At 71.2% G+C, this 15,030-nt stretch carries 14 protein-coding genes; 5 read left to right on the top strand and 9 right to left on the bottom strand.

The window, feature by feature from the left end; genetic code table 11:
* Positions 1–138: 138 nt before the first annotated feature.
* Positions 139–792, bottom strand: coding sequence for a phosphoglycolate phosphatase (gene gph, locus J2Y70_RS09585; protein ID WP_309916476.1), 654 nt, complete (start codon positions 790–792; stop codon positions 139–141).
* A 45-nt stretch (positions 793–837) separates the two neighbouring features.
* Positions 838–1,740: a LysR family transcriptional regulator gene (locus J2Y70_RS09580; RefSeq protein ID WP_309916472.1), complete on the bottom strand. Its 903-nt coding sequence runs from the start codon at positions 1,738–1,740 to the stop codon at positions 838–840.
* A gap of 100 nt (positions 1,741–1,840) precedes the next feature.
* Here J2Y70_RS09580 and J2Y70_RS09575 point away from each other — a divergent pair, with 100 nt between their 5' ends.
* Both J2Y70_RS09575 and J2Y70_RS09570 read left to right on the top strand, forming a co-directional pair.
* Entirely contained in the window at positions 1,841–2,476 is a 636-nt protein-coding gene (locus J2Y70_RS09575) for an NAD(P)H-binding protein (protein ID WP_309916469.1), read from the top strand.
* 142 nt (positions 2,477–2,618) lie between these two features.
* Entirely contained in the window at positions 2,619–3,560 is a 942-nt protein-coding gene (locus tag J2Y70_RS09570) for an MBL fold metallo-hydrolase (RefSeq protein ID WP_309916466.1), read from the top strand.
* Between the two features lie 51 nt (positions 3,561–3,611).
* On the opposite strand, the gene dinB is transcribed toward J2Y70_RS09570, so the two are convergent.
* A complete protein-coding gene (gene dinB, locus J2Y70_RS09565) occupies positions 3,612–4,673 on the bottom strand; it encodes a DNA polymerase IV (protein WP_309916463.1) in 1,062 nt (353 codons plus the stop codon).
* A gap of 207 nt (positions 4,674–4,880) precedes the next feature.
* Between dinB and fabA the strand changes: the two genes are divergently transcribed.
* Together fabA and fabB are read left to right on the top strand one after the other, a co-directional pair.
* A complete protein-coding gene (fabA, locus tag J2Y70_RS09560) occupies positions 4,881–5,396 on the top strand; it encodes a 3-hydroxyacyl-[acyl-carrier-protein] dehydratase FabA (protein ID WP_309916460.1) in 516 nt (171 codons plus the stop codon).
* Positions 5,396–6,604, top strand: a complete 1,209-nt coding sequence (gene fabB / locus J2Y70_RS09555) for a beta-ketoacyl-ACP synthase I (protein WP_309916456.1) — start codon at positions 5,396–5,398, stop codon at positions 6,602–6,604. The genes fabA and fabB overlap by 1 nt, the downstream gene beginning before the upstream one ends.
* Positions 6,605–6,658: 54 nt before the next feature.
* Here fabB and J2Y70_RS09550 read toward each other — a convergent pair whose 3' ends face one another.
* The 6 genes from J2Y70_RS09550 to J2Y70_RS09525 all read right to left on the bottom strand — a co-directional run bounded on the left by J2Y70_RS09550 (position 6,659) and on the right by J2Y70_RS09525 (position 14,325).
* Positions 6,659–7,516, bottom strand: a complete 858-nt coding sequence (locus J2Y70_RS09550; protein WP_309916453.1) for an SH3 domain-containing protein — start codon at positions 7,514–7,516, stop codon at positions 6,659–6,661.
* A gap of 313 nt (positions 7,517–7,829) precedes the next feature.
* Positions 7,830–9,854 carry a M3 family metallopeptidase gene (locus tag J2Y70_RS09545; RefSeq protein ID WP_309916448.1) on the bottom strand — a complete coding sequence of 675 codons (2,025 nt, stop codon included), beginning with the start codon at positions 9,852–9,854 and terminating at the stop codon, positions 7,830–7,832.
* Between the two features lie 61 nt (positions 9,855–9,915).
* Positions 9,916–11,019 carry a PLP-dependent cysteine synthase family protein gene (locus J2Y70_RS09540; protein WP_263397125.1) on the bottom strand — a complete coding sequence of 368 codons (1,104 nt, stop codon included), beginning with the start codon at positions 11,017–11,019 and terminating at the stop codon, positions 9,916–9,918.
* A gap of 153 nt (positions 11,020–11,172) precedes the next feature.
* Positions 11,173–11,385: a heavy-metal-associated domain-containing protein gene (locus tag J2Y70_RS09535; RefSeq protein WP_309916445.1), complete on the bottom strand. Its 213-nt coding sequence runs from the start codon at positions 11,383–11,385 to the stop codon at positions 11,173–11,175.
* Between the two features lie 46 nt (positions 11,386–11,431).
* Positions 11,432–13,885, bottom strand: coding sequence for a heavy metal translocating P-type ATPase (locus tag J2Y70_RS09530; protein ID WP_309916442.1), 2,454 nt, complete (start codon positions 13,883–13,885; stop codon positions 11,432–11,434).
* Entirely contained in the window at positions 13,882–14,325 is a 444-nt protein-coding gene (locus tag J2Y70_RS09525; protein ID WP_309916439.1) for a heavy metal-responsive transcriptional regulator, read from the bottom strand. Before J2Y70_RS09525 ends, J2Y70_RS09530 begins: the two co-directional genes overlap by 4 nt.
* 244 nt (positions 14,326–14,569) lie before the next feature.
* On the opposite strand from J2Y70_RS09525, the gene J2Y70_RS09520 reads away from it, so the two are divergent.
* Positions 14,570–15,004: a CopL family metal-binding regulatory protein gene (locus J2Y70_RS09520; protein WP_309916436.1), complete on the top strand. Its 435-nt coding sequence runs from the start codon at positions 14,570–14,572 to the stop codon at positions 15,002–15,004.
* Positions 15,005–15,030: the final 26 nt, after the last annotated feature.

The following is a 15,030-nucleotide window of genomic DNA, read 5'->3' as shown; positions in this document are numbered from 1 at the left end:
GCCTGCGGAGCAGGCGGTCAAGGCAGATCCGCGATGACTGAGCCGACGACCGTCGATCACCGGCCAACGCGGCGAAGCCGCTGCGGTTGCATACAGACGGCGGAAAGATGGCCGGCCAGGCGCGATTGGCGACCCGCATCACCCCAGCGTCAGCAACTCGCGCATGTCGTCCATCAGCAGCACCACCTCCGCGCTGGCCAGGTCCAGGTCGCGCGGGTAGCCGTAGCGCACCAGCGCCGCCGGCATGCCGGCGGCGTGCGCGGCCTGCAGGTCGGTGCCGGAATCGCCGACCATCAGGCAGCGCGCCGGCGGCTGCGCGAATTGCTGCGCCAGGTGCAGCAGCGGCAGCGGGCTCGGCTTGCGCTCGGGCAGGCTGTCGCCGCCGAGCACCGCGGCGAACGCGTCGGCCGCGCCGAGATGGCGCAGCAGCGGCGGCACGAACGCGGACGGTTTGTTGGTGCACAGCGCCAGCGTCACGCCGCGCGTGCGCAACTGCGCCAGCGCCTCGGCCGCGCCCGGATACAGGCGCGGGCTGCGCAGCAGGCACTCCTGGTAATGGCGCATGAAGGTCGGCATCACCGTGTCGATCGGCGTGGCGTCGTGCGCATGCCGCCACGCCGCCTCGACCAGCTTGCGCACGCCCTCGCCGATCCAGCCGAGCACGGTGGCTTCGGGCACGCGCGCCAGGCCGAAGTCGGCGAGCGTGCGATTGAGCGCTTCGGCGATATCGGCGCCGCTGTCCACCAGCGTGCCGTCCAGATCGAACACCACCAGCGCATACGGAAATGTCATCTCGTTCCTCGGTGCGAAGCGCAGCGCACATTGTAGGCGCCGCGCTCAGTCGCGATCCCAGTACGGCACTTCGCCGAAACGCGCGACCAGGAAATCCAGGAACACGCGCACGATCGCCGGCTGCTGCCGGCGCGACGCATACACGCCGAAGATGTCCATGGTGTCGAGCTCGTGGTCGGGCAAGACGCGCCGCAGTTCGCCGCTGCGCAGCAGCGCCGCGGCCTGGTAGGTGGGCAGCATCGCGATGCCGGCGCCGATCCGCACCGCCTCCAGCAGCACGGTGGCCTCGTTGGCGGTGAAGTTGCCGCTCACCGGCACCGACACCCGCTCGCCGCGATAGCGCAGCGGCCATTCGTGCTTGCCCACGTAATGATGGCCCAGGCAGTTGTGCGCGGCCAGGTCGGCGGCGCTCAGCGGCGCGCCGTGCCGCTGCAGGTAGGCCGGCGCCGCGCACAGCACCGAGCGGCACACGCTCAGGCGCCGCGCGATCAGTCCCGGATCGACGCGATTGGAGATGCGCACCGCCAGGTCGATGCGCTCCTCGACCAGGTTGACCGTGCGATCGGCCAGCAGCATGTCCACCCGCGCCTGCGGGTAGCGGGTCACGAACTCGGCGGCTGCCGCGGCCAGATGCGCCTGACCGAACGAGGCGGAGGCGGTGACGCGCAGCTGTCCGTGCGGCTCCGGGTCGTCGCTGGCCAGTTCGTCGCGCAGCGACGCGCCGATCGCCAGCATCGGCCGGAACTGCGCCAGCGCGGTCTCGCCGGCGCCGGTCAGGGTCACCCGCCGCGTGGTCCGGTGCAGCAGGCGGGCGCCCAGCCAGCGCTCCAGCTCGGCCAGGTAGCGCGAGACCATCGCCCGCGACAGGTCCAGCGCCTCGGCGGCGCCGGTGAGACTGCCGCGCTCGGCGACCTCGACGAACACCGCAATCGCGGTCAGACGGTCCATTTGCCCGTTCCATGCAACAAAGAATCGACTTATACGCGGTTTATCGCGCTAATTGCCATGGCTAGGCTGTGCACATCCCGTCCCTCTCTGGAGCACCTCGATGCACATCGCCCTGATCGGCGCCACCGGCAATATCGGCCGCCATATCGCCCAGGAAGCCCTGCGCCGCGGCCATGCGCTCACTGCCCTGGTCCGCCGCGCGCAGCCGCTGCCGCCGGAACTGGACGGCGCCAGCATCGTGGTCGCGTCGCTGGACGACCACGCCGCCCTCGCCGCCGCGGTGCGCGGCCACGACGTGCTGGCCAGCGCCTACGGCCCCGGTGCCGGGGCGGCCGATACGATTCCCGGCGTAGCCCAGACCCTGATCGAGGTCGCCCGCAGCGCCGGCGTGCCGCGCCTGCTTGCGGTCGGCGGCGCCGGCAGCCTGGAAGTGGCGCCGGGCGTGCAACTGGTGGACACGCCCAACTTCCCCGACGCCTACAAGCCTTATGCGCTGGCGCACCGCGCCGCCCTGCAGCGCTTCCAGGCGGCCGCCGACCTGGACTGGACCTTCTACGCCCCGGCCGCGGAAATCGGCCCCGGCGCCAAGCGCGGCGGCGTGCGCACCCAGGCCTCGGCATTGCTCAGCGATGTGCACGGCCACAGCGCGATCAGCTACGCCGACTACGCCAGCGCCTTCGTCGACGAAATCGAACGCCCGCAGTACCTGCGCCAGGTCGCCACCGCCGCGTACTGAGCGGCAGCGCCCGGCGCACTGCGCGGCGGCGTGCCGATGGCGCCGCGCGCGGCCGCCCGTTCCGCGCCGCGACCGCATACGGGCGCGGCCGATCCGCACGCCATGCCGATGCATGGCGTCGCCTTTCCCGATGGAGTTCCGCATGTCTTCCTTTTCGTTGTCGCGCCTCGGCGCCGCGCTGATCCTCGCCCTCGGCATCGCCGGCGCTGGTGCGGCGCACGCCGCCACCGGCACCCCGGCCCAGGCCGCGGCTGCCGCCGCGAAGCAACCGGCCGCCGCGCCGCTGCAGCTGCAGGTCTACCATCCGGACGCGAACGCGATCTTCGGCGTCGCCTCGGTGCTGGTGAGCGGCGCCAAGGACGCGATCCTGGTCGACGCGCAGTTCTCCGCAGCCGATGCGCGCGCCCTCGTCGCGCAGATCCGCGGCTCCGGCAAGCGCCTGACCACGATCTACATCAGCCACGGCGATCCTGACTACTACTTCGGCCTGGACGTGCTCACCCAGGCGTTCCCGCAGGCCAAGGTGCTGGCCAGCCCGGCGACGGTCGCGCACATCCGCCAGACCCAGGCGCAGAAGCTGCAGGTATGGGGACCCAAGCTCGGTGCCGACGCGCCGCAGCGCATCGTGCTGCCGCAGCCGCTGCATGGCGACCGCCTGCTGCTGGAAGGCCGCGAGCTGCAGATCGTCGGCCTGGACGGCGCGACCCCGGACCGCACGTTCGTGTGGATTCCCTCGATCCGGACCGTGCTCGGCGGAATCCCGGTGATGGCCGGCGAACACGTGTGGATGGCCGATACGCAGACCCCGGCATCGCATGCGCAGTGGCTGGCCACGCTGCAACGGATCCAGGCGCTGCAGCCGCAGCGGGTGATTCCCGGGCACTTCGTGCCGGGCGCGGCGCAGGACCTGGCCGCGGTGCGCTTCACCGCCGACTACATCCGCGCCTTCGACGAGGAAACCGCCAAGGCGAAGGATGCGGCCGCGCTGGTCGCGGCGATGCAGCGCCGCTATCCGCAGCTGGGCGGCGTGGAAGCGCTGCAGCTGAGCGCCAAGGTGGCCAAGGGCGAAATGCGCTGGCCGTGAGCGAGGCGCCCGCGCGCGGCGCGAACACGGCCGCGCGCATCGCTGCACGGTTCAGCGGAACAGCTGTCCTTGCGTCTGCACCGGCTCGGCTTCGTGGAAGCCGGCCAGGCCCACGCCGACCAGGCGGTAGCGAGTGGACGCGGGCAGCTCGACGCGCTGGCGCAAGGCCAGCGCGATGTCGGTCAGCGCCTGCAGCGAGTCCGGCGGCTGTTCCGGGGTGAAGCTGCGGGTCAGGATGCGGAACTGCGCGGTCTTCAGCTTCAGCACCACGGTGCGCGCGACGCGCTCGGTGCGACGGGTCGCGTTCCAGGTCTTCTCCGCCAGTTGCCGGATCGCCGGCTCCAGCGCGTCCAGCGCCAGGTCCTCGGCGAAGGTGTCTTCGGAAGAGATCGACTGCACCGGCTGGTCCGACTCCACCGGCCGCTCGTCGATGCCGCGCGCGCGCTGGTACAGGCGCCGCCCGAAGCTGCCGAAGTGCGCCTCCAGTTCCGCTTCGGCATGCGTGCGCAGGTCGCCGACGGTGACGATGCCCAGCGCCGCCAGCTTGGCCTGCATCACCTTGCCCACGCCCGGCACCTTGCTCACCGGCAGCGGGGTCAGAAACGCGTCGACGCGATGCGGGCGGACCACGAACTGGCCGTCGGGCTTGCGCCAGTCCGAGGCGATCTTGGCCAGGAACTTGTTCGGCGCGATCCCGGCCGACGCGGTCAGCTGGGTTTCCTCGCGGATCTGCGCGCGGATGGTCTGCGCGATCTCGGTGGCGGTGGCCAGCTCGCCCTTGGGCACGGTGACGTCGAGATAGGCTTCGTCCAGCGACAGCGGCTCGATCAGATCGGTGTGGCGCTGGAAGATCTCGCGCACCTGCCGCGACACCGCCTTGTAGCGCACGAAATCCGGCGGCACGAAGATCGCGTCCGGGCACAGCCGCTCGGCGCGCAGCGCCGGCATCGCCGAGCGGATGCCGAACACGCGCGCTTCGTAGGACGCGGCGCAGACCACCGAGCGCATGCCGCGCCAGGCCACCACCACCGGCTTGCCGCGCAATGCGGGATCGTCACGCTGCTCCACGGATGCGTAGAACGCGTCCATGTCGACGTGAATGATCTTGCGCATCGGCCCTGCACCCTACGCCAGCGAACGGTAGCCGCATGATAAGCCAGGCTCGCGCATGCGCCGAGAACGCATGCCTTGATTTCGCTCAGCGCGCCGCATTGCAGCACTGTCTACGCTACGCGTGCGTACGGATAAAACGTTTGATTGAAAGCGCGCACCTCGTGCACGCTTGCGCGCCTCGACTGTCTGCCCTGGGAATTTCTGCTCATGAGCCGCCTCACTTCGTATTCACGCGAACAGCTTCTCGCCAGCGCACGCGGCGAACTGTTCGGCGCCGAGGCTGGACGCCTGCCCAACGATCCGATGCTGATGTTCGACCGCATCACCCACATCGACGATGCCGGCGGCGCGCACGGCAAGGGCACGGTCCGCGCCGAGCTCGACGTGCGCCCGGACCTGTGGTTCTTCGGCTGCCACTTCATCGGCGACCCGGTGATGCCCGGCTGCCTGGGCCTGGATGCGATGTGGCAACTGACCGGCTTCTTCCTGACCTGGATCGGCGCGCCGGGCCGCGGCCGCGCGCTGGGCGTGGGCGAAGTGAAGTTCACCGGGCAGGTGCTGCCGAGCGCCAAGCAAGTTGTCTACGAACTGGACATCAGCCGGGTCATCAACCGCAAGCTGGTGATGGCGGTGGCCGACGCGCGCATGGCGGTGGATGGCCGCGAGATCTACACCGCCAAGGATCTGCGCGTGGGCCTGTTCACGTCGACGGAGGCGTTCTGATGCGCCGCGTCGCCATCACCGGCATGGGCATCACCTCATGCCTGGGCAACGATCTGGACACGGTGTCGCGCGCGCTGCGCGACAGCCGCGCCGGCATCCGCGCCAATCCCGAGGCCGCCGAACACGGCCTGCGCAGCCAAGTTGCCGGCGACGTGCAACTGGACCTGGAGGCGCTGATCGATCGCAAGCTCAAGCGCTTCATGGGCGATGCGTCGGCGTACGCCTACCTGGCGTTGCGCGATGCGATCGCCGACGCCGGCCTGGACGAGGCCGTGGTCAGCGACGTGCGCACCGGCCTGATCGCCGGTTCCGGCGGCGGCTCCAGCCACTGGCAGGTGGAAGCGGCGGACCTGCTGCGCAACCGCGGCGTGCGCAAGGTCGGCCCGTACATGGTGCCGCGCACCATGTGCTCGGCGGTTTCGGCCAGCCTGGCCACCGCATTCAAGATCAAGGGCGTGAGCTATTCGCTGTCGGCGGCCTGCGCGACCTCGGCGCACTGCATCGGCGCGGCCGCGGACCTGATCCGCCACGGCCAGCAGGACGTGATGTTCGCCGGCGGCGGCGAGGAACTGGACTGGACCATGAGCCTGATGTTCGACGCGATGGGCGCGCTGTCCAGCGGCTTCAACGACCGCCCGGCGGTGGCCTCGCGCCCGTACGACGCCGAGCGCGACGGCTTCGTCATCGCCGGCGGCGGCGGCATGCTGGTGCTGGAAGACTACGAGCGCGCGGTGGCGCGCGGCGCGCGCATCCATGCCGAACTGCTGGGCTACGGCGTGACCTCCGACGGCGCCGACATGGTTGCCCCGTCCGGCGAGGGCGCGGTGCGCTGCATGCAGATGGCGATGCAGGGCGTGGACGCGCCGATCGACTACCTCAACACGCACGGCACCTCCACGCCGCTGGGCGACGTCACCGAACTGGGCGCGGTGCGCGAGGTGTTCGGCGACGCGGTGCCGCCGCTGTCCTCGACCAAGGCGCTGTCCGGGCATTCGCTGGGCGCGGCCAGCGTGCACGAGGCGATCTACTGCCTGCTGATGATGCGCGACGGTTTCATCGCCGGCTCGGCCAACATCGACGCGCTGGACCCGCGCGCCGAGGGTTTCCCGATCGTGCGCGAGAGCCGCGAGGCGGACCTGCGCACGGTGATGTCCAACAGCTTCGGCTTCGGCGGCACCAACGCCGCGCTGGTGTTCGGCAAGCGCTGAGCGGGGCTGCGCACGGCAGCGGCAGGAGCGTCCTGCCGCTGGCCACCGGCGACGTCAACGTTCCAGTTGCTTGCCGTCGCGGCGCTTGTTCTCGTCCTCGTCCTTGATCCGCTCTTTCCTGGGCGGCGGCGCGGATGGCGGTGGCGCGGGCGGTGGCGAAGCGGGCTTCGGTGGCGGTGGCGGTGGTGCCGGCGGCGGCGTGTGCTGCGCCGCCAGCACCACCGTCTCCGGCTTCGGCGGCCACCACGGCGAGGCGGACGGCGAGGATTGCGGGGGCTCGGTCGACTGGTGCACGGACTCGCGCCAACGCCGCTCGTCTTCATCGCGCCGCTGCTGCTCGGCCAGTTCCTTGTTGCGCTTGGGGTTGAGCGCATCCGGCGGCGGCGCCTGGTACATGCGCTCGCCCGGCGGCACCCATTGCGACTGCATCGGCGCCTCCACGGCGGGCGGCGCCGGCTGGTAGCCGAGCGTGTCGGCGATACGTTGCGGGATCAGCTGACGCTTGAGTGCCTCGGGCATCGGCGCCGGCGCAGAGGGCGACGCCTGCGCTTGCTGTCGCCAGCGTGCGCGATCGCGCGCCCAGGGCCGGCCACGGTAGTGCGCGTCCCAATAGGGATCGAGGGCGAACCCGATGGCCGGAGCGAAGACACCGTCGCGCGCGTCGAACTCGACCACGCCGGCCGGCAGCCATCCGCGCGCCTCGCGCCAGCGCACGTCGCACCACGAAAAATCGTTGACGCACCCGTAGACGGTGATGCTGTCGCCGCCCACCACCGTGGCGACGCGCGGATAGTCGTTGGCCGGGCCTGCGCGCAGATTGGCGGCGCTGCGGGCGAACCCGCCGTTGCTCTGCGCCAGCACCGGCGCGACGGCGGCCAGCAACAGCGGTGCGATCCAGATGCAGCGTTTCATGCCCAACCTCCTGTGCCTGGCCGGCCCCGTGGCCGGGGTTTCTTCCATGGGCTCGTGAGAGCCATCGTGTTCGGCAATGTTCTAGCACGCCGACGCGCTAAGGACCTGTTAACCCGCTCGGGCCACGGTGCAACTAGGCGCATGCCGGCCGGAAGACAAGGAAGAAACTGCTGCCATCAGCCACCACGCGCACATGTGGCGCGTGCGCACCAAGACGGATTGGCGGATTGCTGCGCGCGAAAGGCGGATGCCTGCGCCAGCGCATCGGCACGTCGCCACCGCGCCGCATGGATCGCGGCGCGGTGGCGCGCGATCAGCCGGCCATGCCGCTATGCCGCAACAACGCATCTAGCTCCGGCGCGCGGCCGCGGAAGGCGGTGAAGCTCTCCAGCGCCGGACGGCTACCGCCGCGCGCCAGGATCTGCTGCAGGAACCGCGCACCGGTGGCGGCCAGCTGGTCCGGCGCTTCCTCGAACGCGGCATAGGCGTCGGCGCTGAGCACTTCGGCCCACTTGTAGCTGTAGTAGCCGGCGCCGTAGCCGCCGGCGAAGATGTGGCTGAACTGGTGCGGGAAGCGGTTCCATGCCGGCGGACGGTTCACCGCCACCTCGTCGCGTACGCGTTCGAGCAGCTGCAGCATGCTGTCGCCGGCGGCATCGAAGCTGTGATGCAACTGCATGTCGAACAGCGCGAATTCCAGCTGGCGCACGGTGAACATGCCGCTCTGGTAGTTCTTCGCCGCGAGCATCTTGTCGAATAGCGCGCGAGGCAGCGGCTGCCCGCTGTCCACGTGCGCGGTCATCGCCTGCAGCCGCGGCCATTCCCAGCAGAAGTTCTCCATGAACTGGCTAGGCAGCTCCACCGCATCCCATTCCACGCCGTTGATGCCGGCCACGCCGAGTTCGCCGACCTGGGTCAGCAACTGGTGCAGGCCGTGGCCCATTTCGTGGAACAGGGTGGTGACTTCGTTGTGGGTGAAGGTGGCCGGCTTGCCGTCGCCGCCGCGGCCGAAGTTGCACACCAGGTACACCAGCGGCGTCTGCACGCCGTCGGCGCGGTCGCGGCGGTTGCGGCAATCGTCCATCCAGGCGCCGCCACGCTTGCCTTCGCGCGCGTACAGGTCGAGATAGAACTGCCCGACCAGGCGGCCGCGCGCATCGCTGACGCGGAAGAAGCGCACGTCCGGATGCCACACCGGCGCGCTGTCCGCTTGCACCTGCAGGCCGTACAGGTCGTTGATGACGCCGAACAGGCCGTCCAGCACCTTCGGCTCGGTGAAGTAGAGCTTCACCTCCTGCTCGGAGAAGCTGTAGCGCGCCTGCTTGAGCTTTTCGCTGGCGTAGGCCAGGTCCCAGGCCTGCAGCTCGTCCAGGCCCAGATGCTCGCGGGCGTAGGCTTCCAGTTCGGCGCGGTCGCGCTGCGCGTACGGCTTGGCGCGCGCGGCGAGGTCGCGCAGGAAACCCAGCACCTCGTCGGGGCTGCGCGCCATCTTGGTCGCCAGCGAATACTCGGCGTAGCTGGCGAAGCCGAGCAGGCCGGCCAACTCGCCGCGCAGCGCCAGGATGCGCTCGATCGCCGCGCTGTTGTCCAGCGCCGGGTCGCCGAACTCCGAGGCGCGGATCGCGTTGGCGCGGTACAGGGTCTCGCGCAGCGCGCGATCGTCGGCGTACATCTGCACCGGCAGGTAGCACGGCATCTGCAGGGTCAGCTTCCAGCCGGCCTGGCCGTCCTTGTCGGCGGCCGCGCGCGCCGCGGCGACCACGTCCTCGGGCAGGCCGGCCAGGCGCTCGCGGTCGTCGACCAGCAGCGACCACGCGTCGGTGGCGTCGAGCACGTTCTGCGAGAACTTCGCCGACAGCGCCGACAGTTCTTCCTGGATCGCGGCGAAACGCTGCTTGTCGGCATCGCCCAGCTCGGCGCCGCCCAGGCGGAAATCGCGCAGCGCGTTGTCCAGCACCTTGCGCCGCGCGGCGTCGTAGCCGGCGGCCTCGGGCGTGGCGGCCAGCGCACGGTACTGCGCGAACAGCGCCAGGTTCTGCCCCAGCGCGCTGGAGAAACGCGTCACCTTAGGCAGGTTGGCGTTGTAGGCCTCGCGCAGCGCCGGCGTGTTGACCACGCCCTGCAGGTGGTTGACCTGGCCCCAGGCGCGCCACAGGCGCTCGGTGGCGTCGTCCAGCGGCGCCACGAAGCTGTCCCAGCGCAGCGGTGCGACCCGCTCTGCCTGGGCGACCGCCGCCTCGGCCTCGGCCAGCAGCGCATCGATCGCCGGGCCGACGTGCTCGGGCTGGATCGCATCGAAGCGCGGCAGGCCGGAAAAATCGAGCAGGGGGTTGGTCATCGCGGGACTCTCGGTAGCGGGGGAAGGGCCGGCACCGCCGGCCATCATCGGGATATGGCGATCAGGACAGCGCGGCACAAGCCAGCGGCGGCAGGCCGGCGCCGGCCACCGCCGCGGCCAGCTGCGCGTCGGCCTGCTCCACGTCGATGCCGTGCTGGCGGTACCAGTCCGGCTGGTAATAGCTGTGCCCGTAGCGCTCGCCGCTGTCGCACAGGATGGTGACGATGGAGCCGCTGCGGCCCTGCTCGCGCATCTGCGTGGCCGCCTGCAGCACGCCGACGAAGTTGGTGCCGGTGGAGCCGCCCACGCGCCGCCCCAGGCGCGCGCTGACGTAGCGCATCGCCGCCAGGCTCAGCGCATCGGGCACCTTGACCATCGCATCGACGCAGCTGGGAATGAAGCTGGATTCCACCCGCGGACGGCCGATGCCCTCGATGCGCGAACCGCCGGTACTGGTCAGGCCGGCATAGTCGCGTCCGGCCAGCGCCTCGCGGTAGCCGTCGAAGAACATCGACACTTCCGGATCGGCGCACAGGATGCGGGTGGCGTGGCGGCGATAGCGCACGTAGCGGCCGAGCGTGGCGGCGGTGCCGCCGGTGCCGGGGCTGCACACGATCCATTCCGGCACCGGATGCGGCTCTTCCTGCATCTGCCGGAAGATCGACTCGGCGATGTTGTTGTTGGCGCGCCAGTCGGTGGCGCGCTCGGCGTACAGGAACTGGTCCATGAAATGGCCGCCGCTCTCGCGCGCCAGCTGCACCGAATCGGCGTGCAGGTCGCAGGCGCGCTCGACCAGGTGGCAGCGCCCGCCCTGGAACTCGATCGCGGCGATCTTCTCCGGCGAGGTCGTGGCCGGCATCACCGCGATGAACGGCAAGCCCAGCAGGCGCGCGAAATAGGCTTCGGACACCGCGGTGGAGCCGCTGGAGGCCTCGATCACCGGCCGCCCCTCGCGCAGCCAGCCGTTGGCCAGCGCGTACAGGAACAGCGAGCGCGCCAGGCGGTGCTTGAGGCTGCCGGTGGGATGGCTGGATTCGTCCTTGAAATACAGGTCGATGCCGGGGAAACCGGGCAGGTCCAGCGGGATCAGGTGGGTGTCGGCCGAGCGGTTGAAATCGGCTTCGATCTTCTGGATGGCGTTGGCCACCCAATCGCGAGGGGTCATGGCGGTGCGCAGGGCGGAAAAATCGTGCCCACGATACACGCCTGCCGATGTCCTTGGGTCGCGCCGCAGCGGCGCCGCGCGGCGACGTTCACTTGGTGGCGTGGCGTTTCGTGGGCGTGGTCGCGACCGGCTGAGCGGCGCCCACGCCGCCGCTCAGCGCGGCGCGACGCCGAAGCCGGCGTCGACGATGGCGCGCTCGATCGCCGCCGGGTCGATGCGGGCGTCGTCGTAGTCGACATCCACACGCCCGCCGTCCAGCACGATCTGCGCCGCGGCGACGCCGGCGCTGGCCTCCAGCACCCGTTTCAGCCGCGCCGCGCAGCCGCCGCAGGTCATGCCCTGGACTGTGAGTTGGAGATGACGCATTGCAGTGTCCTCGTTCGGAAATGGCGTTGTCGCCGCGGCGCCGCGTTCACCGCGGCCGCCAGCGGTTCAGCAGCAGGGAATTGCCCAGCACCGAGACCGAACTCAGCGCCATCGCCGCGCCGGCGATCACCGGATTGAGCAGGCCGAACGCCGCCAGCGGGATGCCGAGCACGTTGTAGACGAAGGCGAAGAACAGGTTCTGGCGGATCTTGCGCAAGGTCGCCGCGGACAGGTCGATGGCGGTGGCCACGTCGTCCAGGTCGCCGTGCACCAGCACCACGTCGGCCGCTTCCACCGCGACGTCCGAGCCGGCGCCGATCGCGAAGCTGACGTCGGCCGCGGCCAGCGCGGGCGCGTCGTTGATGCCGTCGCCGACCATGCCCACATGCGCGCCGCGCTCGGCCTGCAGGCGCCGCACTTCCTCGGCCTTGTGCTGCGGCAGCACCTCGGCCAGCACGCGCTGGATGCCGACCTGCGCGGCCACCGCCCGCGCGACGTGGCGGTTGTCGCCGGTCAGCATCGCCACGTCGATGCCGCGCGCCTTGAGCCGGGCGACCGCTGCGGCTACACCGTCGCGCAACGGATCGGCGATGGCGATGTAGCCGGCGAGCTGGCCGTCCACCGCGACGGCGACCACGCTCTGTCCGCGCGACTGCGCCGCGTCCGCGCGCTGCAGCAGGGCCGCGTCCGGCGCCTGCACGGCCAGTTCCTGGATCCACGCCAGCGAGCCCAGCGCCACCTCGCGCGCATCGACGCGGCCGCGCACGCCCTTGCCGGGCAGCGTCTCCACCGCCTCCAGCCGCGGCGCAGGCGCCGGCCCGCGCACCCCGTCGTCGGCGGCGCGGCGCACGATCGCCTGCGCCAGCGGGTGCGCCGACCCGGTCTCCAGCGCCGCAGCCAGGCGCAGCAGTGCGGTGGCGTCGCCGCCCTCCGCCACGCCCGTCGCGATCACCTGCGGCCGGCCCTCGGTCAGGGTGCCGGTCTTGTCCACCACCAGCGTGGTCAGCGTGCGCGCGCGCTCCAGCACCTCGGCGTTGCGGATCAGGATGCCGGCCCTGGCGCCCACGCCGGTGCCGACCATGATCGCGGTCGGCGTGGCCAGGCCCAGCGCGCACGGGCAGGCGATCACCAGCACCGCCACCGCATGCACCAGCGCGGTGGCGAAGCTGCCGCTCAGCGCCCAGGTCGCGGCCAGGGTCAGCGCGGCGATCGCGATCACCGCCGGCACGAAGATCCCGGCGATGCGGTCGACCAGATGCTGGACCGGCGCCTTGGAACCTTGCGCCGCGTCGACCATGCGCACGATCTGCGCCAGCAGGGTGTCGGCGCCGACGCCGGTGGCGCGCGCGCGCAGCATGCCGAACTGGTTCACGGTGGCCGCGAACAGGCGACTGCCCGGCTCCTTGGCCACCGGCATCGCCTCGCCCGACAGCATCGCCTCGTCCACGCTGGAGCGGCCGTCGAGCACCTCGCCGTCCACCGGCACGCGCTCGCCGGCGGCGACCACGAACACGTCGCCGACGACCAGCGCGGCGGCATCGATTTCCACGATCGCGCCATCGCGCTCGACCCTGGCGGTCTTCGGCTTGAGGTCGAGCAAGGCGCGGATCGCCGAGGAGGTCCTGCGCCTGGCGCGCGCCTCGAGCAGGCGCCCGAGCAGGATCAGGGTGATGATCGAGGCGCTGGCCTCGAAGTACACGTGCTGCCCGGCCAGGCCGAACACGGTGACCGCGGCACTGTACAGATAGGCCATGCTGGTGCCGAGCGCGACCAGCACGTCCATGTTGGCGCGGCCGTTGCGCAAGGCCGCGAACCCGGCGCGGTAGAAGCGCGCGCCGATCCAGAACTGCACCGGCGTGGCCAGCAGCAGCTGCAGCCAACGCGGCAACGGCTCGGCATGCTGGCCGCCGAGGGCATGGTCGATGCCGGAGAAGTCGAACATGCCGAACATCTGCGCGAACAACGGCAGGGTCAGCAGCACCGACGCGGCGAACAGGCCCAGCTCGCGCTGCCAGGCGCGGCGTTCGGCCTGTTCGCGCGCGGCCATCTGCGCCTGGTCCAGCTCGCGCACCGCAGTGGCGCCGAAGCCGGCCTTGCCGATCCGCGCGATCAGGTCGGCCGGCTCGACCACGTCCGCCACGTACTCCACGCGCGCGCGGGCCGAGGCCAGGTTGACCGTGCCTGCGATCACCCCGGGCGTCTTCGCCAGTACCGCTTCGATCGAGGCGGCGCAGGACGCGCAGCTCATGCCGCTCAGTTCCAGCGTCGCGGTCTGCGTCGGCACCGCATAGCCGGCCTGGCCGATGCGCTGCAGCAGGGTCTGCGCATCCACCTGCTGCGGGTCGTAGTCCAGGCGCACGCGCGCGGCGGCGAAGTTGGCCTGGGCGCTGACCCCGGGCAACTGGTTGAGCGCCTGCTCCAGGCCCACGGCGCACGACGCACAGCTCATGCCCTGTACCGGCAGGCTCAGCGTGGCGGTGCCGGCGGCGACGGTATTCACGGCTGCACCTTGCCTGGCGCCGCGTCGCCGCGGATGTCGCTGAGGATCGGGCAACGCTCGGGTTCGCCGCTGCCCGGGCATTCCTGGACCAGTGCGGCCAGCGCGTTGCGCATCTCGGTCAGTTGCGCGATGCGCCGGTCCAGTTCGTGCAGGCGCTCGTTTGCGCGCTGCCTGATGCCCTGCACGCCATGCACGCGGTCGTCCTGCAGCGCGAGCAGGTCGCGGATCTCCTCCAGCGAAAATCCCAGGTCCTTGGCGCGGCGGATGAAGCGCACCCGCTCCACCGCGGTGGCATCGTAGTCGCGGTAGCCGGACGCGCGCCGCGGCGGCGCCGGCAGCAGGCCCTGGCGCTCGTAGTAACGGACCGTGTCGATGGCGACGTCGGCCTGGCGCGCGAGCGCGCCGATGGTGAAGTGGGACGGAGTGGCAACCGGTTTCATGCGTCCAAGCTACTCCCTGGACGTCGGTCCAGGGTCAAGCCATTGTCGCCGTGGCGCGCACGTCGTTCATTGGCCGCTCACGCTGCAACGAAATCCAGGTCCACCAAGCGTTTGCCGGAGTGCAGGCGCGCCCTGGACCCGGCTCCAGGGTGCGGCCGTAGCGAGCGGCCAGCGCGCGCCGGCGCTTGCCGGCAGCGATCACTCCAGTATTCTCTGGGCATCCTCCGCGCGCCTTTCTTATTCCGTGCCGATCTTCGCCCTGCTGACCCGCCTGCTGCTGTGCCTGAGCCTGTTGCTCAATGGCGCCGGCAGTGCCGTGGCGATACCGGGGGTACACGGCACGGCCGACGCGGCGCCAGGCGCGGACCATGCCATGGCGCATGCGCACGCCGGCAAGCACATGCAGGCCGTGCAGGTCGCCCGCGCGACGATGCCCTGTCATGAGGGCATGCCGCCGCAGGCCGACGAGCACGGCGACGATTGCCACGACAAGGCCGGCAAGCACGGCTGCTGCGGCACCGCGGCCGGCTGCCAGTGCCCGCATGCGCAGCCGTTGCCGGCGCTGATCGCGCTGCCGTCGGCCCTGCCCGTCCCCGCGCAGGGCGGGTTTCCAGGCAGCCATCAGGACGGCCGCGGCGCGCCGGGGCTGCCGCGGCTGGAGCGACCTCCCAGCGCCTGATCGCGACGCCGCCGCCCTTCCGGGTG

Origin of the sequence: Xanthomonas sp. 1678, assembly GCF_031455575.1 — a bacterium.
In the GTDB taxonomy this organism is placed as follows: Bacteria; Pseudomonadota; Gammaproteobacteria; order Xanthomonadales; family Xanthomonadaceae; genus Xanthomonas_A.
This window is presented reverse-complemented; position numbering and strand designations above follow the sequence as displayed.

What these genes read in the sequence shown, in the direction of transcription:
- J2Y70_RS09535 (WP_309916445.1), bottom strand. Translation starts at nt 11,385, where the DNA reads ATGCGTCATCTCCAACTCACAGTCCAGGGCATGACCTGCGGCGGCTGC.
- J2Y70_RS09545 (WP_309916448.1), bottom strand. Translation starts at nt 9,854, where the DNA reads ATGACCAACCCCCTGCTCGATTTTTCCGGCCTGCCGCGCTTCGATGCG.
- J2Y70_RS09570 (WP_309916466.1), top strand. Translation starts at nt 2,619, where the DNA reads ATGTCTTCCTTTTCGTTGTCGCGCCTCGGCGCCGCGCTGATCCTCGCC.
- gph (WP_309916476.1), bottom strand. Translation starts at nt 792, where the DNA reads ATGACATTTCCGTATGCGCTGGTGGTGTTCGATCTGGACGGCACGCTG.
- J2Y70_RS09525 (WP_309916439.1), bottom strand. Translation starts at nt 14,325, where the DNA reads ATGAAACCGGTTGCCACTCCGTCCCACTTCACCATCGGCGCGCTCGCG.
- J2Y70_RS09550 (WP_309916453.1), bottom strand. Translation starts at nt 7,516, where the DNA reads ATGAAACGCTGCATCTGGATCGCACCGCTGTTGCTGGCCGCCGTCGCG.
- J2Y70_RS09540 (WP_263397125.1), bottom strand. Translation starts at nt 11,019, where the DNA reads ATGACCCCTCGCGATTGGGTGGCCAACGCCATCCAGAAGATCGAAGCC.
- fabA (WP_309916460.1), top strand. Translation starts at nt 4,881, where the DNA reads ATGAGCCGCCTCACTTCGTATTCACGCGAACAGCTTCTCGCCAGCGCA.
- J2Y70_RS09580 (WP_309916472.1), bottom strand. Translation starts at nt 1,740, where the DNA reads ATGGACCGTCTGACCGCGATTGCGGTGTTCGTCGAGGTCGCCGAGCGC.
- J2Y70_RS09575 (WP_309916469.1), top strand. Translation starts at nt 1,841, where the DNA reads ATGCACATCGCCCTGATCGGCGCCACCGGCAATATCGGCCGCCATATC.
- fabB (WP_309916456.1), top strand. Translation starts at nt 5,396, where the DNA reads ATGCGCCGCGTCGCCATCACCGGCATGGGCATCACCTCATGCCTGGGC.
- dinB (WP_309916463.1), bottom strand. Translation starts at nt 4,673, where the DNA reads ATGCGCAAGATCATTCACGTCGACATGGACGCGTTCTACGCATCCGTG.